Annotated in this window: 22 protein-coding genes; 2 read left to right on the top strand and 20 right to left on the bottom strand. The window is 44.5% G+C overall.

The features are described from left to right. Positions 1 to 349: 349 nt before the first annotated feature. From pgm to B3P58_RS09965, 14 genes are all read right to left on the bottom strand, one after another. Positions 350 to 2,011 (bottom strand): phosphoglucomutase (alpha-D-glucose-1,6-bisphosphate-dependent), encoded by a 1,662-nt coding sequence (gene pgm / locus B3P58_RS10030; RefSeq protein ID WP_286717332.1) that lies wholly within the window; start codon positions 2,009 to 2,011, stop codon positions 350 to 352. A 140-nt stretch (positions 2,012 to 2,151) separates the two neighbouring features. Then, positions 2,152 to 2,661 carry an RNA methyltransferase gene (locus B3P58_RS10025; RefSeq protein ID WP_286717309.1) on the bottom strand — a complete coding sequence of 170 codons (510 nt, stop codon included), beginning with the start codon at positions 2,659 to 2,661 and terminating at the stop codon, positions 2,152 to 2,154. Between the two features lie 76 nt (positions 2,662 to 2,737). Further along, entirely contained in the window at positions 2,738 to 3,331 is a 594-nt protein-coding gene (locus B3P58_RS10020; RefSeq protein WP_286717308.1) for a sugar transferase, read from the bottom strand. Then, positions 3,324 to 4,484, bottom strand: coding sequence for a DegT/DnrJ/EryC1/StrS family aminotransferase (locus tag B3P58_RS10015; protein ID WP_286717307.1), 1,161 nt, complete (start codon positions 4,482 to 4,484; stop codon positions 3,324 to 3,326). Before B3P58_RS10015 ends, B3P58_RS10020 begins: the two co-directional genes overlap by 8 nt. Then, a complete protein-coding gene (locus B3P58_RS10010) occupies positions 4,481 to 5,074 on the bottom strand; it encodes a GNAT family N-acetyltransferase (RefSeq protein ID WP_286717305.1) in 594 nt (197 codons plus the stop codon). Before B3P58_RS10010 ends, B3P58_RS10015 begins: the two co-directional genes overlap by 4 nt. Positions 5,075 to 5,076: 2 nt before the next feature. Then, positions 5,077 to 6,195 carry a DegT/DnrJ/EryC1/StrS family aminotransferase gene (locus B3P58_RS10005; RefSeq protein ID WP_286717303.1) on the bottom strand — a complete coding sequence of 373 codons (1,119 nt, stop codon included), beginning with the start codon at positions 6,193 to 6,195 and terminating at the stop codon, positions 5,077 to 5,079. Then, positions 6,192 to 6,713 (bottom strand): GNAT family N-acetyltransferase, encoded by a 522-nt coding sequence (locus B3P58_RS10000; protein ID WP_286717301.1) that lies wholly within the window; start codon positions 6,711 to 6,713, stop codon positions 6,192 to 6,194. The genes B3P58_RS10005 and B3P58_RS10000 overlap by 4 nt, the downstream gene beginning before the upstream one ends. Further along, positions 6,710 to 7,108: a sugar 3,4-ketoisomerase gene (locus B3P58_RS09995; RefSeq protein WP_286717300.1), complete on the bottom strand. Its 399-nt coding sequence runs from the start codon at positions 7,106 to 7,108 to the stop codon at positions 6,710 to 6,712. The genes B3P58_RS10000 and B3P58_RS09995 overlap by 4 nt, the downstream gene beginning before the upstream one ends. After that, positions 7,105 to 7,986 carry a glucose-1-phosphate thymidylyltransferase RfbA gene (gene rfbA, locus B3P58_RS09990; protein WP_286717299.1) on the bottom strand — a complete coding sequence of 294 codons (882 nt, stop codon included), beginning with the start codon at positions 7,984 to 7,986 and terminating at the stop codon, positions 7,105 to 7,107. The genes B3P58_RS09995 and rfbA overlap by 4 nt, the downstream gene beginning before the upstream one ends. Then, entirely contained in the window at positions 7,986 to 9,104 is a 1,119-nt protein-coding gene (gene rfbB / locus B3P58_RS09985; RefSeq protein WP_286717297.1) for a dTDP-glucose 4,6-dehydratase, read from the bottom strand. Before rfbB ends, rfbA begins: the two co-directional genes overlap by 1 nt. A 10-nt stretch (positions 9,105 to 9,114) precedes the next feature. Next, a complete protein-coding gene (locus B3P58_RS09980; protein ID WP_286717330.1) occupies positions 9,115 to 9,903 on the bottom strand; it encodes a glycosyltransferase family 2 protein in 789 nt (262 codons plus the stop codon). Then, positions 9,893 to 11,014, bottom strand: coding sequence for a glycosyltransferase family 4 protein (locus tag B3P58_RS09975; protein WP_286717296.1), 1,122 nt, complete (start codon positions 11,012 to 11,014; stop codon positions 9,893 to 9,895). The genes B3P58_RS09980 and B3P58_RS09975 overlap by 11 nt, the downstream gene beginning before the upstream one ends. 7 nt (positions 11,015 to 11,021) lie before the next feature. After that, on the bottom strand, positions 11,022 to 12,083 hold the full coding sequence (gene wecB, locus B3P58_RS09970) for a non-hydrolyzing UDP-N-acetylglucosamine 2-epimerase (RefSeq protein WP_286717294.1): 1,062 nt from the start codon (positions 12,081 to 12,083) through the stop codon (positions 11,022 to 11,024). A gap of 98 nt (positions 12,084 to 12,181) precedes the next feature. Then, complete coding sequence (locus tag B3P58_RS09965; RefSeq protein WP_286717292.1) at positions 12,182 to 12,844, bottom strand: hypothetical protein; 663 nt, start codon at positions 12,842 to 12,844, stop codon at positions 12,182 to 12,184. A 295-nt stretch (positions 12,845 to 13,139) separates the two neighbouring features. On the opposite strand from B3P58_RS09965, the gene B3P58_RS09960 reads away from it, so the two are divergent. Further along, positions 13,140 to 13,376 (top strand): hypothetical protein, encoded by a 237-nt coding sequence (locus tag B3P58_RS09960; protein WP_286717291.1) that lies wholly within the window; start codon positions 13,140 to 13,142, stop codon positions 13,374 to 13,376. Between the two features lie 14 nt (positions 13,377 to 13,390). Here B3P58_RS09960 and B3P58_RS09955 read toward each other — a convergent pair whose 3' ends face one another. The 6 genes from B3P58_RS09955 to B3P58_RS09930 all read right to left on the bottom strand — a co-directional run bounded on the left by B3P58_RS09955 (position 13,391) and on the right by B3P58_RS09930 (position 20,050). Continuing rightward, entirely contained in the window at positions 13,391 to 14,659 is a 1,269-nt protein-coding gene (locus B3P58_RS09955; protein WP_286717290.1) for a lipopolysaccharide biosynthesis protein, read from the bottom strand. A gap of 1 nt (position 14,660) precedes the next feature. Beyond that, the gene (locus B3P58_RS09950) at positions 14,661 to 15,743 is read right to left on the bottom strand and encodes a DegT/DnrJ/EryC1/StrS family aminotransferase (protein ID WP_286717289.1); all 1,083 of its coding nucleotides are present in this window, start codon (positions 15,741 to 15,743) and stop codon (positions 14,661 to 14,663) included. A 144-nt stretch (positions 15,744 to 15,887) separates the two neighbouring features. Further along, entirely contained in the window at positions 15,888 to 16,469 is a 582-nt protein-coding gene (gene wbpD / locus B3P58_RS09945) for a UDP-2-acetamido-3-amino-2,3-dideoxy-D-glucuronate N-acetyltransferase (RefSeq protein WP_286717287.1), read from the bottom strand. Further along, positions 16,466 to 17,422: a Gfo/Idh/MocA family oxidoreductase gene (locus tag B3P58_RS09940; protein WP_286717286.1), complete on the bottom strand. Its 957-nt coding sequence runs from the start codon at positions 17,420 to 17,422 to the stop codon at positions 16,466 to 16,468. The genes wbpD and B3P58_RS09940 overlap by 4 nt, the downstream gene beginning before the upstream one ends. A 17-nt stretch (positions 17,423 to 17,439) precedes the next feature. Further along, positions 17,440 to 18,738 carry a Vi polysaccharide biosynthesis UDP-N-acetylglucosamine C-6 dehydrogenase TviB gene (gene tviB / locus B3P58_RS09935; RefSeq protein ID WP_286717284.1) on the bottom strand — a complete coding sequence of 433 codons (1,299 nt, stop codon included), beginning with the start codon at positions 18,736 to 18,738 and terminating at the stop codon, positions 17,440 to 17,442. 145 nt (positions 18,739 to 18,883) lie between these two features. Then, the gene (locus B3P58_RS09930; RefSeq protein ID WP_286717283.1) at positions 18,884 to 20,050 is read right to left on the bottom strand and encodes a nucleotide sugar dehydrogenase; all 1,167 of its coding nucleotides are present in this window, start codon (positions 20,048 to 20,050) and stop codon (positions 18,884 to 18,886) included. Between the two features lie 11 nt (positions 20,051 to 20,061). On the opposite strand from B3P58_RS09930, the gene B3P58_RS09925 reads away from it, so the two are divergent. Beyond that, the coding region (locus B3P58_RS09925) for a hypothetical protein (RefSeq protein WP_286717281.1) at positions 20,062 to 20,314 on the top strand (253 nt) is incomplete at its 3' end.

The raw sequence follows: 20,314 nt of genomic DNA, 5'->3' as shown, positions 1-20,314 counted from the left end.
TTGCGAGCATTTTGCTTTTTCTCGTTCCTACGCTCCGCGTGGGAGTGAAACTGTACCCGCAAGGGCTACCACGCAGAGCGTGGGAGCCAGGTGACGCTCCGCGTGGGAACGCAACTCCTACACTCCGTGTGTGAATGCAACTGTACCCACAAAGACTACCACGCAGAGCGTGGGAGCCAGATGTTACCTTTTCCCGTTCCTTTCTCGTTCCCACGCTCCGCGTGGGAATGCAACTCCTACATTCCGTGTGTGAATGCAACTGTGCCCGCAAGGGCTACCACGCAGAGCGTGGGAGCCAGATGTACGCAGAGCGTGGGAGCCAGGTGATTTTAAAACAGCGAAACTCCTGTCAGAGCACCGCGCTCAGCAAACTCTGCGCTTCATTAATCAACTGTCCTAAGTGCTCCTCACCGACAAAACTTTCTGCATAAATTTTATAAATATCTTCCGTCCCGCTCGGACGTGCCGCAAACCAGCCCTGCTCTGTACACACCTTAATTCCGCCAATAGCTGCCCCGTTACCTGGCGCACGGGTATGTACCGCGGTAATGTCAGAACCAGCAAGCTGTGAAGCCTGAATGCGGTCAGCTGTCAGCTGTTTAAAAGCCGCTTTCTGTGCCGGGGTTGCTGGCGCATCGATGCGACGATAAACAGGATTACCATGCTGCTGCACCAGCCTGGCGTAATATTCCGATGGTTTCAGACCCGTTACCGCCATAATTTCTGCGGCCAGCAGGCACAATACAATACCGTCTTTATCGGTAGACCATGGTTTGCCATTCAGGGTTAAAAAGCTGGCACCGGCGCTCTCTTCTCCACCGAATGCCAGCTCAGCATTAAACAACCCTGGTACAAACCATTTAAACCCGACTGGCACCTCGTACAATTCACGGTTATTCGCCTGTACCACGCGGTCCATCATGGAGCTGGTAACCAGGGTTTTACCCACTTTAAGAGTGGCTGGCCAATGTGGACGATGGGTTAATAAATAATCGACACATACGCACAGGAAATGATTCGGATTCATTAAGCCTGCAGAATCGACAATACCATGACGATCGGCATCCGGGTCGTTACCAAAGGCAATATCAAACTGCTGCCGGATATTCAGCAAATTCGCCATAGCCGCAGTGCTGGAACAATCCATCCGGATACGGCCATCGTGATCCGGAGGCATAAAGCTAAATGCCGGATCAACCTGCTGATTAACCACGCTGGTATTCAGCGCTTTATCTGCTGCCAGAGCCTGCCACACCGGCAGCGCAGTGCCGCCCATCGGATCAACACCCAGCTTCAGCCCACTGTTACGGATCGCCTGCATATCGACGACCTGCCCCAACTGCCCAATATACTGACCGATAAAATCGTACTCATGCGCTTGCTGCAGAGCCACTGCCAAAGCAACCTGTTTTACTGCCTGACAATTATTTTGCAGATATTCGTTGGCACGCTGCTCAATCCAGCCCGTAACATCACTGTCGGCCGGGCCACCATCGGGCGTGTTGTATTTAATACCGCCATCTTCCGGCGGATTATGTGACGGTGTAATAATCAGTCCATCAGCCAACCCTGCCGGCTCAGAGGCGTTAAAACTAAGAATGGCACGGCTGACCAGAGGCGTTGCTGTAACCTCACCGCCCGCAGCAATACATACATCAATATTATTCGCAGCCAGCACCTGCAAAGCAGTTTCCCAGGCAGGCTGCGACAGAGCATGCGTATCCTGACCCAGAAACAGTGGCCCACTGACATTGGCCTGTGCACGATAATCGGCCACAGCCTGGGCAATGCTCAGGATATGCCATTCGTTAAAGGTGCTTTTTAGTGCAGAACCACGGTGCCCGGATGTGCCAAAAGCAACCCGCTGCGCCGCGACAGAGGCGTCTGGCTTAACTGTATAAAAAGCATCCAGTAAATTCTGAATCACACCTGTATCCTCATAAATTTCGTTCCGGTATGCCGCAATATTAACACGCCTGCAGACGTTCGCGGCCACAGAGCAGGCTGGCATAAACGACATACCGGATTCCCGGAACAACAGAGGCGCCTCCGTTTCCATTAACGGCAGGAGCGTTCCATATGACCGAGATTACCTGCCAACAGCGGGTCTGTTACCATTATGCGGCCCCCTGACGCGGCTATAAGCGACTGCTACAACCGCAACCTGTTGCGGTTGTCCCGACTGCTTTTTATCAGCTCATCCCCAGATTCAATTCCCTTAGCAGGCCCAAGCTTTGCCAAACGGTCATACAGCACAACATTTACCGTTGCCGCCAGATTCATACAACCCACCGTAGGGATATAAACCACCTCATCGGCAGCTCTGACAATATCCTGCGAAATACTGCCATCTTCAGGGCCAAACACATAAAGGGCATTCTCAGGATGCTCAAACTCAAGCAGTGATGTTGCCCCGATAACCAGCTCAACACAAATCAGGCTGGTATGCTCCGGCAGCCTGTCTTTAGCAATGAGCAGACTATCCACATGCGCCATCTGCGCAATCTGCGCCACATTGCGGGTATCGGTGCTGTGCTTTACTGCGCGGTCATAACGACTGCCGGTGTAGAAGATACCATCGGCCTGATAGCATCCCAGTGCCCGTAAAACCGAGCCAACATTGCCGGCATCTTTGGGGTTTTCTAAACCAAGATAAACCATAAATTCTTTGTGAAAATCCTGTCTTTAGAGTGCTGGGAATAGAAACCTGTCATAGCCGATTTTGAAAGGCCTACAATCAGCGCGTGATAATTTTTTTAAGAGTCAGAAAAATCAATTTAAGATCAAGATACAGACTCTGCGAATCAACATATTCTAAATAGTAAGTTTGCTTTATCGGCAAAATGATATCGATATATGCCTGTCTTGAATCATTATATTTCGCGAGAATTTCGTTTTCATCGACCATTTCAATAGAAGCTTTGTCTGTAATACCAGGTCTTACAGACAACACCTTTTTCCGCACATCAATAGGATAACAGTCAATATACTCCTGAACTTCTGGACGCGGCCCGACCAGGCTCATTCGCCCCAGAAGAACGTCGATCAACTGTGGTAATTCATCAATTTTTGTTTTACGCAAAAAATGACCTGAACGAGTAATGCGTGAGTCTGCTCCTACCGTCAAACGACCTGATTTTTCGGCATCCACACGCATGGTACGAAATTTATGGATTTTGAATGGCACGCCAAAACGACCGACTCGATTCTGCCTGAAAAAAACAGGACCAGCTGAATCCAACTTAATCCATATTGCAATCAGGGCAAAAAAAGGTGCAAGAATCAGCAACCCGAAAAAAGATGCCAGCACATCTAAAAGCCGCTTAATCACAACCAAGCACCTTTTTAACGGCACTAACAACACGCTGTTGGTCTGAGTGCGTCATCTTGGTGTACAGAGGCAAAGAAACTTCCATCTCATAAGCGGCATGCGCATTTGGGAACATTTCAGGAGTAAGAGAATAAGTGTCACGCCAGTAAGGCTGCAAATGCAACGGAATAAAATGCACCGAACAACCAATGCCTTCATCGGCCATTTTCTGTATGAACGTGTCCCGCGTAATGCCTGCTTCAGCCTTAAGACGAACAGGGTACAAGTGCCATGCATGCTCAGAACCATTGCCAGGTAACGCAGGTAGTACCAAAGGCAACCCCGAAAACTCCTGGTTATAGAACCCTGCCATGTCATTACGCTTCAGCTGAAATGCGGGTAAACGCTTTAACTGATGTATACCAATGGCAGCTGCAATATCGGGCATATTGTACTTAAAGCCTGGTGCAACGATCTCATAAAACCAAGCCGGCTTAGTAGATGTATAACGATCAAAGGCATCCCGGCTTATGCCATGCAAGCGCATAATTCGACAACGCTTGGCAAGCTCTGCATCACGGGTTACCACCATACCACCTTCACCAGTAGTCATGGTTTTGTTGGCATAAAAACTGAATACCGTGAAGTCAGAATCCAGTGTGCCAATCAGCCTACCATTGTAATGGGTAGGCAATGCATGAGCCGCGTCTTCAACAATACGAATACCATGCGTTTTAGCAACTTCAATAATGGCATCCATATCGCACGACAGCCCAGCAAAATGAACTGGCATCACCGCCTTGGTTTTATCGGTAATGGCCGCAGCAAAGGATTCAGCAGACATATTGAAGGTTGCTGAATCAACATCAACAAAAACAGGCGTAGCACCTAAATAGCGTACCACCTCTGCAGTAGCAGTAAAGGTGTAATCAGGAACAATGACCTCATCCCCCGGGCCAACCCCTAACGCTTCCAGCGCCAGGTGCAACCCAGAAGTAGCGGAGTTTACAGAGATGGACTGTAGTGAAGCATCACCTAAAAACTCACTAAACTGTTCTTCAAATTTTTTAGCCTTTGGGCCAGTAGTAACCCAGCCAGAGCGCAAGGAATCAACAACCTCAGCAATTTCTTCTTCACCAATCTCTGGCAAAGCAAACGGAAGAAAACCATTCATTGAGAAACCTCAAAATTCTTTTCCATATAATACTGGCCTGAAACAAATGCCCGAGCTTTAAAACCTACTTTATAGTAAAAATTTAGCGCTCTGACATTTGAACATGCGACATACAAACCCAGCTTATCAACACCATTGCTATTACAATAACTATCAACAGCACCCATCAAGAACGACCCTGCACCTGCGGAATCACCACTAACGGCTATTGAAAGTATAAGGTTTTCAGCCTCATCAAAACGATCAGATTTCTGAATAATTGCAGAGAGACGTTTCAATATAAATCTCAAGGAAACTGCAGGCCTGGAAAGAAAGAACTTAATTATCTTAAGGCGATTCTCTCTTTTGAATTTATGAATTCTCACAGGCAAGCCTTTGCCAAAAACAACGAAGCCTATAAGATCAGTGCCTACCCCCTCTCGTACACAACCAAAGAAAGAATTTTCATCCGTTAAGAATTCGGAGTAGTACTTAACAATAAGATCACGCCCCATACTACCGCTAATATGATCAACTGGATAACTAGCAGCATGAATCGAGGCTACATCATCAAGGTGGGCGGAGGTTACATCTATACATTTAAATGGCATGGTCACACCCTGTAAGAATTACAAGCACTAATGACGGCAGCAACATCAGAATCACTCATAACTGAACTAACAGGTAAGCTTAACACTTCTGAATGGATGATCTTAGTAGTAGCAAAATGACCACTAAAAACCTCTGAATAAGCCTTCTGATTATGAGGTGGAATAGGGTAATGAATCATAGTCTGAATGCCAACACCCGATAAGTATTGTTGCAGACAGTCTCTCTGAGCAGAACGAACTACAAACAGGTGAAAGACATGATTTCCCAAACCATTGGAAACATCTTTTGAGGAAACTGGCAACAATAACAAAGGATTTTTTATACCAACGGCATAAGCAGTTGCAATTTCCCGGCGACGTTGCGTCTCCGAATCAAGATACCTCAACTTTACACGCAGCATAGCAGCTTGAATTTCATCAAGCCGGCTGTTTACGCCCTGATATAAGTTCTCGTATTTTTTATGGCTGCCGTAATTACCCAGTGCCCGGATCGTTTCGGCAAGCTCATCATCATTAGTTGTTACAGCACCTGCGTCACCCAATGCACCCAGATTTTTACCCGGATAGAAGCTAAAACCAGAGGCAATACCCCAGTTGCCTGCTCTTTTTCCATGGATTTCTGCACCATGTGCCTGTGCAGAATCTTCCAGTACCAACAAATTATGTGCATTAGCAATGCTTATAATTTCCGGCATATCTGCAAGCTGGCCATACAGATGAACCGCTAGAATCGCTTTGGTTTTGTCTGTGATAGCAGCACGAATACTTGCGGGGCTAATGTTGTATGTAGCTGAATCTGGTTCTACCAGTACTGGCTTCAGCCGGTTTTCGGTGATGGCCAGAATGCTGGCGATATAGGTATTGGCGGGAACGATTACCTCATCGCCTTCTTTTAGCTTGCCCATTTCTTTCCAGGCTCGCAGAACCAGAATAAGGGCATCTAAGCCATTCGCTACACCGATGCAATGTTTGGTGCCGCAGTATTCTGCAAACTCTTGCTCGAATGCTTTAACTTCTGCCCCTTGAATGTACCAGCCAGAATCAATAACACGAGCACAAGCTTGAGCTAATTCGTCGCGATACTGAGCATTGATCGCTTTTAAATCTAAAAATGGGATCACAACAACTTATCCTTTAGTTTTTCTTTTGCTGACAAGACGGCTTCTTTTGAAATTTTAAAAAAATAATCGACATCTGACTCATGAGTTTTTAACGCCCCCATTTTCTCATGAAATGAAATCACTTTTTCATTACCTTTTCGCACATCAAAATGAGATTGAGTGAACCCTAAGACATCAAATCCAAATTCATATACCAAAAAGGCACTTTCAATGGCTGAATAGCGTGTTTTATCCTCATTAAGAATCCAACTGCCCCAGCAAAATGAGTCATCCTGTAAATCATATACACGCACAGTACCACAAGGCACGCCATCATGACGTTCGATAATAAAGTAAAATTGTTTATTATCAGCCTCGTCAACTTTATATTTCCTAATCCAATCCCTCTGGGCTTTAAAATCTGGATTAACGCTTGATAAAAATTGATTGTACCTTTCATCAAGTCTAAGCTTAAGTATAAATTCCGCATCTGATTCTTCGACATAACGAATACGAATTGTTTTAGACTCTAAAATCATTTCTTATCTCTTATAAAATCTGAGTAATCTCGAATATAGTCCGATTCATCATAGTATTCACTTGCTAAAACCAATAAAACACAATCATTACTGAATTCGTGCATTTCCCGCCACACGTTATTACCAATCAGAAGGCCCTTTGTCGGTGAATCTAACCATACCGATTCTTTATTTACACCGTCATCCAACAACATACGGCACTTACCAGCTACACAAACAGCAAGCTGATGCAAATTTTTGTGCGCATGAAACCCACGAGAAACACCAGATTGAGTGCCAAAAATGTAATACACACGTTTCACTTCAAAGGGGATGTGCTTATTTGCTTCTATTGCAACCAAGGAACCACGCTCATCCCCCAGTGGTGGAAGGTCGATAAGGCGGATCAGTTTCATACCTTACCCTCAGCCACTTCCAGCAAGTATTGACCGTAGCTGTTCTTAGCCATCAACTTGCCACCTTCTAAGAGTTTCTCTTTTGATAGCCAACCGTTGTGAAACGCAATTTCCTCAAGACAAGCGACTTTGTAGCCCTGACGCTTTTCCAGTGTTTCTACAAACTGTGCGGCCTCTAGGAGGCTTTCATGTGTACCGGTATCTAACCACGCGAAGCCACGGCCCAGCAGTTCCACGTTCAGTTCGTTTAAATCCAGATAGGCGTTATTAACGCAGGTAATTTCCAATTCGCCACGGTCGCTGGGTTTTACGTTTTTGGCAATTTCAATGACTCGATTATCGTAAAAATACAGGCCGGTTACTGCATAGTGGGACTTGGGCTGTTTAGGCTTTTCTTCGATGGAAATGGCTTTCATGTTGGAATCGAATTCCACCACACCGAAACGTTCCGGATCTTTTACCTGGTAACCAAATACGGTTGCGCCCTTACCTTCTTTGGCTTTTTTAACCGCTTCTTTCAGTTTTGGGGTAAAACCCTGGCCGTAGTAGATGTTGTCGCCCAGTACCAAACATACATCGTCAGTCCCGATAAATTCCTCGCCAATAATGAAAGCTTGAGCTAGGCCATCGGGGCTTGGCTGTATGGCGTAGCACAGGTTTACACCAAACTGGCTGCCGTCTTGCAGCAGGCGTTCAAACGCAGGCTGATCTTCCGGTGTGGTAATAATGAGGATGTCGCGGATACCGGCCAGCATCAGTACCGACAGCGGGTAGTAGATCATGGGTTTGTCGTAAATCGGCAGCAGTTGTTTGGATACGCCCATAGTGATGGGGTACAAACGGGTGCCAGAGCCGCCAGCGAGGATGATGCCTTTCATTATTTGTTTCCTAAACGTGCTAGTTGGTAGTCGCCGTTGAGTACACGCTGCCACCATTGTTCATTGTTTAAATACCACTCTACGGTTTTACGTAAGCCGGTTTCAAAGGTTTCTTCTGGTTGCCAGCCCAGTTCATCGGCAATTCTGCTGGCGTCGATGGCGTAGCGGCGGTCGTGGCCAGGGCGGTCTTTTACATAGGTGATCAATGTTGCATATCCACCATCTGGCGCTTTATCTGCTACTAAATCATCCAGAATGGTGCAGATAGTCTGCACCACTTCAATATTACGTTTTTCGTTGTGGCCGCCAATATTGTAGGTTTCGCCTACTTCACCCTTCGTAATTACTCGGTGCAACGCACGGGCGTGGTCTTCTACATACAGCCAATCGCGAATCTGGTCGCCTTTGCCGTAGATGGGCAGGGGTTTGCCATGAAGAGCGTTCAAAATAACGTGCGGAATCAGTTTTTCCGGAAAGTGATAAGGGCCATAGTTGTTAGAGCAATTGGTAACTAAAGTTGGTAAGCCATAGGTACGGCGCCAAGCACGCACTAAATGATCGGAGCTGGCTTTGCTGGCTGAGTAAGGGCTGCTGGGGGCGTATGAGGTGCTTTCTGTGAACAACGGTAACTTAGTACCATTGTCGCGGACATGGCCCGCTCCCACAGGGACATCGCTTTCCAAATCATCCGGATGTGGCAGATCGCCGTATACTTCGTCGGTGCTGATGTGGTGGAAACGAAAGGCTGCTTTGCGGGGTTCTTCCAGTTGCTGCCAGTAATTACGGGCGGCTTCCAGCAGGGTGTAAGTACCAACGATGTTGGTTTCGATAAAGGCTGCCGGTCCGTCGATCGAACGGTCTACATGACTTTCGGCGGCCAGGTGCATAACGGCATCCGGCTGATGTTGGGTAAATACTCGGTCTAATTCCGCACGGTTGCAGATATCCACTTGTTCAAAAATGTAGCGTTTGCTCTTGCTAACTTCTGCCAGGTTTTCTAAGTTACCTGCGTAAGTCAGCTTGTCGAGGTTTACGACTGAGTCATTGGTGTCGTTAATAATGTGGCGAACGACTGCAGAGCCAATAAAGCCTGCGCCACCAGTTATCAGAATCTTCAAGCACAAGTCCTCATCTACTTTTGCAGTAATAAATCAAATGGTCATAGGTAAAATGCAAAACCACAGAAAATAACCAAATCAGTGGCGATACCAGCATATAGTTTTTAGCCAAAATTTTAGCTTTGTCGTGAAATATACTTCTCCGCGAGCGAGTTTTCATTGTATTTCCACGATGTGATCGGTAATAAAACAACGGCTCAGAAACAGCTACAAAATTAGTCAGACTAGCAGCACGTATAACAAAATCCCAGTCTTCTTCTCTAAGCGATTCGTCAAAACCATTCATCTCATGAAATAAGCGGCTGCTGAACAGAATTGAACCTGCTGGAATATGCTGACTAACAAACACATTATTCAGCACTTTCCCAACCTTAGGTTTTTTTGGAAATACACGTAATTGCTCACCAGAGTCCGAATCAAATTCCAATGCCTGGGTGTAACAAAAATCGGAACCTTCAGCCGCCAAAATCAATGACATTTGCTTCTCTATTTTATCAAGCGCCCAATAATCATCAGAAGCTAATACTGCAATATAACTGCCCTTTGAAAACTCGAAAACACCTCGATTTAACGTCTTACAAACACCGGAATTCTCTTGCTCAACAAAAGTAAAACTATAATTTTCGGAAAGCCTACGAATAACTTCGCAACTATTGTCTTTTGAGCCATCATCGATAACAATCAACTCAATATTCTTATAAGTTTGTTCAAGAACACTAAGAATTGCCCGTTCCACATAAGCCTCATGGTTATAACAAGGCATAATCACACTAACTAAAGGCATGGCATTATCTAACATCAGCAAAAAGATTCCGGTAAAAAGACAGTAACTTAATGCTCTCTGCCTCCCAATTATACTTTTCTTGAATTGCAACGCGTGCATTATCAGCCATAGACTTCAGCCTCTGATGATCACAAAGCAGGCTATCTAAAGTAGAAGATATCTCAGCCGGAGAAGATGGATTAACACAAACGCCACAATTATTACCTTCAATAATCTCTTTCCACAATGGGAAGTTAGATCCAATCACTGGTAACGAAGCACTCATATACTCAAACATTTTATTAGGTTGGGATTCAACATGATTAGGCGCGGGTAAAAAAGTGACTGCTGCTACCTTACTACTCGCCAACAGACTTGCGATTTCTTTACGACCTACCTGACCAAAATAAGTAACAGAATCCCATCCGGCACTCTTTTTCACCCGCTCTTCTATCTCCGCATTAGCAAAAGTACCCGCTATTGCTAATGATTTCTTACCACCCATTGATAAAGAATCAACCAGAAAATGAACTCCACGAATTTCAGATATAGCACCTATATAAACAACATCATATTTCTTCTCAAGTTCCACATTAGAATTTGAGAACTCACTTAAAAATGGGTAATTATTAATATCTACACCTAAAGCATTTTGCTTTTTGAAATGAGCATCAATAGAAGGTGTTGCAGATATTATTGCATCAAATCGCATAACAGCCTGATGTTCAAAAAACTTATAAACTGAAGAAACAAACCTTCTTAAAATTGATGGGATATAGACTTTTTCAGAGATATCATCAGCATAATTTTCATGCGAATCAAAAATCACTACTGAATTAGGCTTATTCCTCTTTAAAAGCAATCCATAAGGAATAAGCTCTGGATCATGAAAATGGAATACATCAGCATCAAGACTTAGCAAGTATTTATAAATACTGAATGTTTTTAAAAACATTCTTTTAAGGCGCCGGTACTCTGGAAGCCCCAAGTCAACTATTTTAACCCCATCCTTTACTTCATCGCCCAAGCCATCTGAGATAACATAAGTAACATCATAGCCATTGTTTGCCAAGGTAACGCATTCTTTTAAAAAAACACGAATATCATAACGGCCATGAACTGACGAAAAATGAACAACTTTTTTCATAAAATATTCAACTATTTAAAAGTACATCAACAATCCGCTGAGCTGCTTTGCCACCACCATATAGATTGTTAGTATCTTGAACTTTTCGACCGACATTAAGCGTAGCGGCGTCAATAATCTTAGCGGTATCGGCACCAACTAGCTCATTAGCACCCGCTTCAATAAGCTCCACCCATTCGGTTTGATCGCGCATTGTTACGCAGGCCTTACCAAAGAAAAACGCCTCTTTCTGCACGCCGCCACTGTCGGTAAGTACCAGGCTACAGTGGTCTAACAACCACACCATTTCAAAGTAGCCAACCGGGTCAGTTAAATGAACACTTAACTCAATCCCATGCTGCGCAATAAGCTTGCGAGTACGCGGGTGAAGCGGCAATACAACGGGGGCCACCGTTTTGTGGAGTGTATTCAAAGCACTAACAATAGCCGCCAGGCGCTGCGGATTGTCGGTATTTTCCGCACGGTGCAGGGTAGCCAGAATAAAACCGTCAGGCAGATCACCAGCGGGGGCTGCTGCTTTTTCTGCAAACAGCAAGGCAGAATCCTGCATTACGTCACCCACCTGCAATACCTGAACAGGCTTGCTGGCAAAGCCTTCGTTATTCAGGTTATTTACTGCAGTATCGGTTGGGCAAAACAGCAAATCACTGATCTGATCGGTAAGAATACGATTAATCTCTTCCGGCATCAGCATATTGAAGCTGCGCAGACCCGCTTCAACGTGCGCCACGGGAATATGCAGTTTTGCTGCTGCAAGCGCACCCGCCAACGTAGAATTAGTATCGCCATACACCAACACGCGATCTGGTTTATGGGTTAACAAAGCTTGCTCAATTTCTGTAAGCATTCGCCCAGTCATTTCACCGTGGTTACCACCATGAATATCTAACTGAATGTGCGGGCGCGGTATATTCAGCTGATTAAAAAAGATATCCGACATATTGGCATCAAAGTGCTGGCCAGTATGCAACATAATTTCTTCGATGCCGGTGGTTTGTTGAATAGCACGAGAAACCACACTGGCTTTAATGAATTGCGGCCTCGCACCTATAATTGTAAGAATTTTCATTATTGCAAAATAACTCTTTAAGGTTAAAAAATATGAGAATAATATAAATGAGCAAGCTAGAAAACAGAAACTAACTCAAAAAATTTGAACAGATAAAACTATTTAAGCGTTCTATACCTATATGCAACGCAACTAAATGAACCCAAAGCAAGGCCCAAATACAAAGTTAAATAATGATCCGAAATAACAACCTTTATTAAAGTAAAAAAATACATTAAGAACGAAAAAAACAACAATACAAGAAAAGAGTCAAATTTTCTTGACACATCAAGCAAGGATCGGCGATTACCAACATAAAAGAATAATGGATACAGAACAACACCCAAATAGATCACGAAACCCAATACACCATTATTTAACCACGCCAAAATCAAGTTATGCGGATAAGTAGCTACATCATCAAATTCAATAGCATAGGCACCATAACTACCCCAAAATGGCGACTTCAAAATTTCTTCAACTGCGAAAACCAAATACAACAATCTATTTTTAACACTCAAATCAGTTAAACTCATTTTAGCAACACGATTATCAGTCAAAAAATCACTAAAGAAAATACTTCCTAGAATAATAACAACAAGAAGCAACAAAATACCAAGCCATATCTTTACACTAAGCCCATTAAAATATAACAATGTAGCAATAACTGCCAAAAGATAGAAAAATACAACAGACCTCGATCCCAACAAATAGAAAAAAAATAAAAAAACAGTTAGAAATAAATTCCAAAAAGCAAAGCTTTTCAGATATGTCTTAGCCATAATAATGGACACAGGCACTACAAATAGAAATGAAAAAACAAGGTACGTACTAACATTCTCATTGTATCTCCGAGGATTAAATTGATTTCCATCACTCAAATTTAACAAGATTACACAACAATAAACCAACACAAACAACACAACGAAAAAATAATTTTTTGAATACATCAACAGATCTATCTTCTTAAAGAAAAGAAACAAGAAAAAAACATTAAAAATACTCACCAACGACCAGTGAAACAAAGCCTCAGAGTACTGACCACTAGAGCCGAAAAAATGGTTGATCAGTGCACTAATGAAAAAAAAACAAAGCATGAAAATGAAAAGAAAATCATATGAAAAAATCTTATTTCTGTATAACAACAACGGGAGTAACACAGCAGTTACCAAAGTAAAATACCCCCCTAAAAACGGAGGAACCGAAAAAAGCGACAACAATAAATTATATGCAAGAAAAGCAGGAAATATAGCAAAAAACACTACAATAGAAATAATTTTATCAACACTCAGCATACAAATCCAATACATTTAACAAGAAAGCAAAATTCATCTATCACATTCAAAAGCAAGAAAAACACCAGCAAGATAAACCAGATAAAACACAAATCCAGATAAAGCAAATATTTCACCAACAAATAAAGGAAAGAATAAGAAAGCAAAAGCCACAGAACCAACGCGAAGTACCAGACCAAAAATCTGAAGCCATAAGGCAACTGATGACTTATTTTGCAAATGCAAGACCATTGAAACTGGCGATACAACAAATTGAAGCAGAAACCATGGAATCATCCATGAAATTAAAATGCCAGTCCTTTCCCAATCAGCACCAAATACATACGGGATCAAATATGGTGATAGAAGTCCGACTAAAAGAAGTGGGAAGAAACCTACAAAAAAAAGATTTTTTATTGTGCTAAATGTGAATACTTTCAGCTCACCATTTTCTTTCCGTTTTGGCGCTTCAGACAAGTAAACTTGAGCAACAGAACCGCCCAGCATACTTAGTGGTGCTGATAATAGCTTTATAGCTAAAAAGATAAAGCCTGCTTCCGCATCAATTGCATAAATCGCCATTAGAACAATTGCGAAATATAATCCAGAAGTATTAGCTAAAGACTCAAGCACAGAGTATTTTGGAAATCTTATATACTCTTTAAATGTTTTAACAAGAAATCCTGTAGTAATTTGGTGAAAGTAGTCCCTACCATCTCTATAAAACCTTAATCCTAAGGTTATAACGCCAGCACTCAGTTGAATCACATGACCAATTATTAAACCAAAGGCTGAGCCATGCTGACTCAAAACACCAAAACCAACCTGCACACCAGAGCCAGAGACAGATTGTGCAATACGGGTTTTAGAAATATGAAAAAACTCTTTTTGCCTTGTAGCCCAGTACTGAAACGCCGAGTATAAACCTACCAAAAAAATACATACAGGTAATAGCCATATATAAGAATCCAGCTTTCCATCGCTTGCCAACACTAACGAATCATATAAAACCAAAATCAAAAGAAAAGAAAGAAATGTTACTAATACCGCACTACCAATGGACAATAAAACAAGTGCAATAGCAGTTTTTTTAGATTCTGGCATTGGGATTGCAACTTCAATCCTTAAGCACGCTGCCACCCCAAATATCGACAGTATTGATATAAATAGAGCGAATATCTCAAAATCGTTTGGAGTATAAATTCTAGTTAAAACTGGTAGCACTGCAATGGCAATAACCTGTGCTATTGCCGTGCCACCAGTCAAAACCCCAATATTTTTGACTATTCTATTACTAATAAGAAGCTTGAATTTCTCTTTCATCTTAGCGAGATATGATTTTTTTAACTATTGCATCTACATCATGTACCGTTAGATATGGATGCATCGGTAAACTCATCACTTTCTCTGCAACTGCATCGCCAATAGGCAGGCTTGCGCTACTGTCGGCTACTGCAGGTTGTTTGTTAAGCGGTATTGGATAGTGTACGGCAGTGGGAATACCCTGCTCTTGCAGTTTGGCCTGTACCACAGCGCGGTGTTCAACCTGAATAGTATATTGAGCCCAGGCGCTGATGTTATGTTCTTCAATGAACGGCGTTGTATCAACCCCAGCCTCGTTCAATAACCTAGTGTAATTGCTAGCCACTTGGTTACGCAGTTGAATTTCTTCTGCAAATATTTCCAACTTTGGCAACAAAATAGCGGCTTGCAGGGTATCTAACCGGCTATTTACGCCTACCCGAATGTGGTGGTAACGGCGATCTTGCCCGTGACGAGCAATTTGGCGCAGAACAACAGCCAGCTCATCGTCGTTAGTGAAGATGGCACCGCCATCGCCGTAGCAGCCTAATGGCTTACTGGGGAAAAAGCTGGTACAGGCAACCGTGGTTAAGTTACAGGACTTTTTACCTTTGTAGCTGGCCCCAAAGCTTTGGGCTGCATCTTCGATGACCGGAATACCGTATTTATTGGCAATGGCATTAATGGTATCGAAATCGGCACATTGGCCGTACAGGCTTACCGGGATAATGGCTTTGGTTTTTGGGGTAATAGCAGCTTCTAGTTTAGTTGGGTCTAAATTGTAGGTTTTCGGGCAAATGTCTACATACACGGGCTTGGCCCCTAACAGGGCTACGGTTTCTGCGGTGGCTATGTAGGTAAATCCAGGGGTAATTACTTCGTCGCCGGGGCCAAGACCAAAGGCCATTTGAGCAATTTGCAGGGCGTCGGTGCCGTTGGCTACGGTAATGCAGTGCTTAGCACCGGTGAAAGCAGCAAGTTTTTCTTCCAGTTCGGTTACTTCGGGGCCGAGAATGTATTGGCCGTGAGCCAGTACCTTTTGAATATTGGCGTCGATTTTGTCTTTGATGCGGGCCTGTTGGGCGGCAAGGTCGATGAACTGCATGGTTATTATCGCGACAAAAATGTCGCTCCTACGAAATAGTGTTATTTGGTTTTGTCGCGGGCATGGCCCGCTTCCACAAAAAATATTTTCGCGACAGAAATGTCGCTCCTACAAACAGTGGTTACTCCGACAGGAATGTCGTTCCTACACTTCTGTTTTGGTTAATTGGGTGCCGTTGAGTGTGTATTTTGCACCGGTATGCGGGCAGGTTACTTCGGCATTACCTTGTGGTGGCAAGTCTAACTGCTCACCAAATTCGCTCATCCAGCCTTTCTGCTTGGCAGGTACACCCACCATTAAGGCATAAGCGGGCACGTCTTTGTTAACAACGGCACCGGCGCCCACAAAGGCATATTCGCCAATGGTAACGCCACACACAATGGTGCAGTTGGCACCGAGTGTGGCGCCTTTTTTTACCAAGGTATCGCGGTACTGGTCTTTGCGTTCGATGAGTGAGCGAGGGTTGTACACATTAGTGAACACCATGCTGGGGCCACAGAATACGCCCTCTTCCAAGTGTACGTTATCGTATACCGATACGTTATTCTGAATTTTGCACTGGTCGCCAATGGTTACTTTGTTGCCTATGAATACGTTTTGGCCCAGCGATACGCCCTTTCCAATTTTTGCCCCACCGCATACATGCACGAAATGCCATACACGACTGCCTTCACCAATTTGAGCGCCACCATCTACTATGGCGCTTTCATGTTTGTAATAGCTCATGCTTGCGCGCCTTTTACCTTCGCCAACAGGGGATGGGCGTTGGCTGGGTTGTTTACGATTGGGGCATTACGCATTTCCGCCACGGTTTCAATGGCAGCACGATTATCTTCTACGCCATAGCCCTGGCCGGCCAAAATACGCTGGTAACTTTGGGTGTGCAGGTCGGTAAAGCCGCCAGAGAACTCTAGTTCTTCGCCTTCAATATCAATGCTGCGGTAGGTGAGTTTTTCCCCCTGAACGGCATTGTCGGGCAGGTGGTTGGCATCAATCGACAAGAACCAACGCACATTGGCACGTTCGTAGCGCAGGAAACCGCACGATGTTTTTTCATCGCGGTAATGCACTTCGTTGTGCAAAATTTTACCGAAGATGAAGTGCAGCATGTCGTAGAAATGCACGCCAATATTGGTGGCCACACCACCAGACTTTTCGTCAAAGCCTTTCCAGCTTTTTAAGTACCACTTGCCCCGTGAGGTTAAGTAAGTAAGGTTCACATCAAACACTTTGTCAGCAGGGGCTGCCGCTACTTTGTCGCGCAGGGCGATGATAGAAGGATGCAAGCGCAACTGAAGAATAGAGTTTACCTTAGCGCCGTATTGCTGTTCATAACGCTTCAGGGTATCCAGGTCTTCGGTATGGAGTACCAGCGGCTTTTCACAAATAACGTCGATGCAATTTTGCAGAGCAAACTTCATATGCGGTAAGTGCAGGTAGTTGGGCGAACAGATAGCAAGGTAGTCTAACTTTTCACCTTTCTGCTTCAGGTCTTCTACAAAGCCTGAAAACTGTTCAAATTCGGTAAAGAACTCGGCTTCCGGGAAGTGGCTATCCATAATGCCGACGGAATCGTTAATGTCCATGGCCACAACCAGATCGTTACCGGTTTCTTTAATCGCTTTAAGATGGCGTGGTGCGATATAACCTGCAGCACCAATCAGAGCAAACTTTTTCATATTTTTACTATCCGGAATTACAGGCGGAATACGGTGAAGCCGGCAGCGGCTACATCATCACGTTCGTACAGGCTTTTCACATCAGCCAGTACTGGTTTGTCAGTGCGAACAAAGCTACGCAGCTGTTCTGAGGTCAACTCACGGAACTCATGGTGACCAACCGCCACCACCAGGCTGTCTACCGGATTATTTGCATCAATAGTGCCCAGCTCTACACCGTATTCGTGTTTAACTTCTTCAGCATCGGCCCATGGGTCTGCCACTATTACTTCGGCACCCCAAGCCTGGAATTCTTTAATTAAATCGGCTACTTTGCTGTTGCGGATATCCGGGCAGTTTTCTTTGAAGGTAATACCCAAAACGCCCACTTTGGCACGGGGTACATCAATGCCATTTTTCAGCATGTGTTTAATAGTGTTACGGGCAACGTAGCGTGCCATATTGTCATTAATACGACGCCCCGCAAGAATGACCTGCGGGTGATAACCCACTTCTTCAGCTTTATGGGTTAAGTAGTAAGGGTCTACACCAATACAGTGGCCACCTACCAAACCAGGGCGGAATGGTAAGAAATTCCACTTACTGCCTGCAGCTTCCAGAACATCCACGGTGTCAATACCAATACGGTCAAAAATAACGGACAGCTCGTTTACCAAGGCGATGTTGAGATCGCGCTGAGTGTTTTCAATTACTTTGGCAGCTTCAGCTACTTTAATATTGGTAGCTTTGTGGGTACCGGCGGTGATGATACTGGCGTATAAGCTATCGACCACAGTAGCAATTTCTGGCGTGCTGCCGCTGGTGATTTTTTTGATTTTGGTCAGGGTGTTTACTTTATCACCCGGATTAATACGTTCGGGGCTGTAACCAGCAAAAAAGTCGACGTTAAATATCAGACCAGAGACTTTCTCCAATACAGGAACACAGACTTCTTCAGTCGCACCGGGATATACGGTGGATTCATAAATAACAATGTCGCCTTTCTTCAGCACCGTACCTACAGTGTGGCTGGCTTTCTGCAATGGAGTTAAATCCGGACGGTTAACCTGATCGACCGGGGTTGGCACTGTAACAATGAAAATAGTACAGCTTTTTAAATCTTCGATGTCGCAACTGTAGCTGAGTTGTTTTGCTGCTACCAGATTCTCTGACTCGACTTCTAAGGTTGAATCTTTACCCGATTGCAGTTCCGCAATACGGTCCTGATTAATATCAAATCCCAGCACTTCACGGTGCTTGCCGAATTCTACGGCCAGTGGCAGGCCAACATACCCTAAGCCGATGATGGCAATTTTGGCGTTTTCGTGTGACAGCATTCAGGATTCCTTGCTGAAATGTTTATTTATGAGTTTTAGGACCCACCAATACTGAGTATCTGAAAGGGTAGCCCTTACAAATTATCGCGACATAAATGTCGCTCCTACGCAATTTACGTCATCGTAGCGATGAGCCGTACCTGCTCTAATCACTACCAAACAAATCACGGGTATATACTTTACCCACCACATCTTCCAGCTCGGCTGAAGGCCGGTTGGCGACAATCACATCAGAAATTTTCTTAAACTCTTCCAGATCATTAATCACCCGTGAGTGGAAGAATTCTTTTTCTTCCAGTACCGGCTCATACACCACCACTTCGATACCCTTGGCTTTAATACGCTTCATTACGCCCTGAATAGCCGAAGCGCGGAAGTTGTCTGAGCCGGTTTTCATTACCAGGCGATAAATGCCAACCACTTTCGGATTACGGCGCAGAATCGAGTCGGCAACAAAGTCTTTACGGGTGGTATTGGAGTCTACAATGGCGCGGATAATGTTGTTAGGTACATCATCAAAGTTGGCCAGCAACTGTTTGGTATCTTTCGGTAGGCAGTAACCACCGTATCCAAAGGATGGGTTGTTGTAGTGGTTGCCAATACGCGGGTCGAGGCCTACACCCTGAATAATCTGTTTCGCATCCAGGCCATGGGTTTCGGCATAGGTGTCGAGCTCGTTGAAGTAAGCAACCCGTAATGCCAGGTAAGTGTTGGAGAACAATTTTACTGCTTCGGCTTCGGTACTGTCGGTAAACAATACCGGGATATCCTGCTTAACCGCTCCTTGCTTCAGCAAGCCTGCAAAGGTTTCTGCGCGCTTGCTTTGCTCACCCACAATAATCCGCGATGGGTAGAGGTTATCGTACAGTGCCTTGCCTTCGCGCAGAAACTCCGGAGAGAAGATCAGATTTTCACAATCTAATTCTTCTTTGAGGCGCTTGGTGTAACCTACCGGGATTGTAGATTTAACAACCATAACTGCATCAGGATTAATCGCCATTACATCTTTAATAACCGATTCAACGCTTTTGGTATTAAAGTAGTTAGTTTGAGGGTCGTAATCGGTCGGCGTGGCAATTATTACAAACTCCGCCCCTGCGTAGGCTTCTTCTTTATCCAGTGTTGCACGGAAGTTGAGTTGTTTGTTCTGCAGAAAATCTTCGATCTCAGCATCGACTATGGGAGATTGCTTGTTGTTAAGCATCTCAACTTTTTCGGCAATAATATCAACGGCAACCACTTCGTTGTGTTGTGCCAGTAACATGGCATTGGAAAGACCGACGTAACCGGTTCCGGCAATGGCGATTTTCATGTTGATTCCTCATGGTCGCAGCAAAGATGCTGCTCCGGCAATTTATCGCGGCAAAATGCCGCTCCTACGGTTTATTTGAGCGCTTCGCGGGCATGGCCCGCTCCTACGATTTGTTTCAGCAGGCATGGTCCGCTTCTGCGATTTATTACGGCAGGAATGGCCCGCTCCTACGATTTATCGCGGCAAAATGCCGCTCCTACGATTTATTTGAGCGCTTCGCGGGCATGGCCCGCTCCTACGATTTGTTTCAGCAGGCATGGTCCG

Source organism: Thalassolituus sp. UBA2009 (genome assembly GCF_002335285.1).
In the GTDB taxonomy this organism is placed as follows: Bacteria; Pseudomonadota; Gammaproteobacteria; order Pseudomonadales; family Oceanobacteraceae; genus Venatoribacter; species Venatoribacter alkanivorans.
This window is presented reverse-complemented; position numbering and strand designations above follow the sequence as displayed.

What these genes read in the sequence shown, in the direction of transcription:
- pgm (WP_286717332.1), bottom strand. Translation starts at nt 2,011, where the DNA reads ATGCCAGCCTGCTCTGTGGCCGCGAACGTCTGCAGGCGTGTTAATATT.
- B3P58_RS10025 (WP_286717309.1), bottom strand. Translation starts at nt 2,661, where the DNA reads ATGGTTTATCTTGGTTTAGAAAACCCCAAAGATGCCGGCAATGTTGGC.
- B3P58_RS10015 (WP_286717307.1), bottom strand. Translation starts at nt 4,484, where the DNA reads ATGAATGGTTTTCTTCCGTTTGCTTTGCCAGAGATTGGTGAAGAAGAA.
- B3P58_RS10010 (WP_286717305.1), bottom strand. Translation starts at nt 5,074, where the DNA reads ATGCCATTTAAATGTATAGATGTAACCTCCGCCCACCTTGATGATGTA.
- B3P58_RS10000 (WP_286717301.1), bottom strand. Translation starts at nt 6,713, where the DNA reads ATGATTTTAGAGTCTAAAACAATTCGTATTCGTTATGTCGAAGAATCA.
- B3P58_RS09995 (WP_286717300.1), bottom strand. Translation starts at nt 7,108, where the DNA reads ATGAAACTGATCCGCCTTATCGACCTTCCACCACTGGGGGATGAGCGT.
- rfbA (WP_286717299.1), bottom strand. Translation starts at nt 7,986, where the DNA reads ATGAAAGGCATCATCCTCGCTGGCGGCTCTGGCACCCGTTTGTACCCC.
- B3P58_RS09980 (WP_286717330.1), bottom strand. Translation starts at nt 9,903, where the DNA reads ATGTTAGATAATGCCATGCCTTTAGTTAGTGTGATTATGCCTTGTTAT.
- B3P58_RS09975 (WP_286717296.1), bottom strand. Translation starts at nt 11,014, where the DNA reads ATGAAAAAAGTTGTTCATTTTTCGTCAGTTCATGGCCGTTATGATATT.
- wecB (WP_286717294.1), bottom strand. Translation starts at nt 12,083, where the DNA reads ATGAAAATTCTTACAATTATAGGTGCGAGGCCGCAATTCATTAAAGCC.
- B3P58_RS09965 (WP_286717292.1), bottom strand. Translation starts at nt 12,844, where the DNA reads ATGGCTAAGACATATCTGAAAAGCTTTGCTTTTTGGAATTTATTTCTA.
- B3P58_RS09960 (WP_286717291.1), top strand. Translation starts at nt 13,140, where the DNA reads ATGAAAAAAAAACAAAGCATGAAAATGAAAAGAAAATCATATGAAAAA.
- B3P58_RS09955 (WP_286717290.1), bottom strand. Translation starts at nt 14,659, where the DNA reads ATGAAAGAGAAATTCAAGCTTCTTATTAGTAATAGAATAGTCAAAAAT.
- B3P58_RS09950 (WP_286717289.1), bottom strand. Translation starts at nt 15,743, where the DNA reads ATGCAGTTCATCGACCTTGCCGCCCAACAGGCCCGCATCAAAGACAAA.
- wbpD (WP_286717287.1), bottom strand. Translation starts at nt 16,469, where the DNA reads ATGAGCTATTACAAACATGAAAGCGCCATAGTAGATGGTGGCGCTCAA.
- B3P58_RS09940 (WP_286717286.1), bottom strand. Translation starts at nt 17,422, where the DNA reads ATGAAAAAGTTTGCTCTGATTGGTGCTGCAGGTTATATCGCACCACGC.
- tviB (WP_286717284.1), bottom strand. Translation starts at nt 18,738, where the DNA reads ATGCTGTCACACGAAAACGCCAAAATTGCCATCATCGGCTTAGGGTAT.
- B3P58_RS09930 (WP_286717283.1), bottom strand. Translation starts at nt 20,050, where the DNA reads ATGAAAATCGCCATTGCCGGAACCGGTTACGTCGGTCTTTCCAATGCC.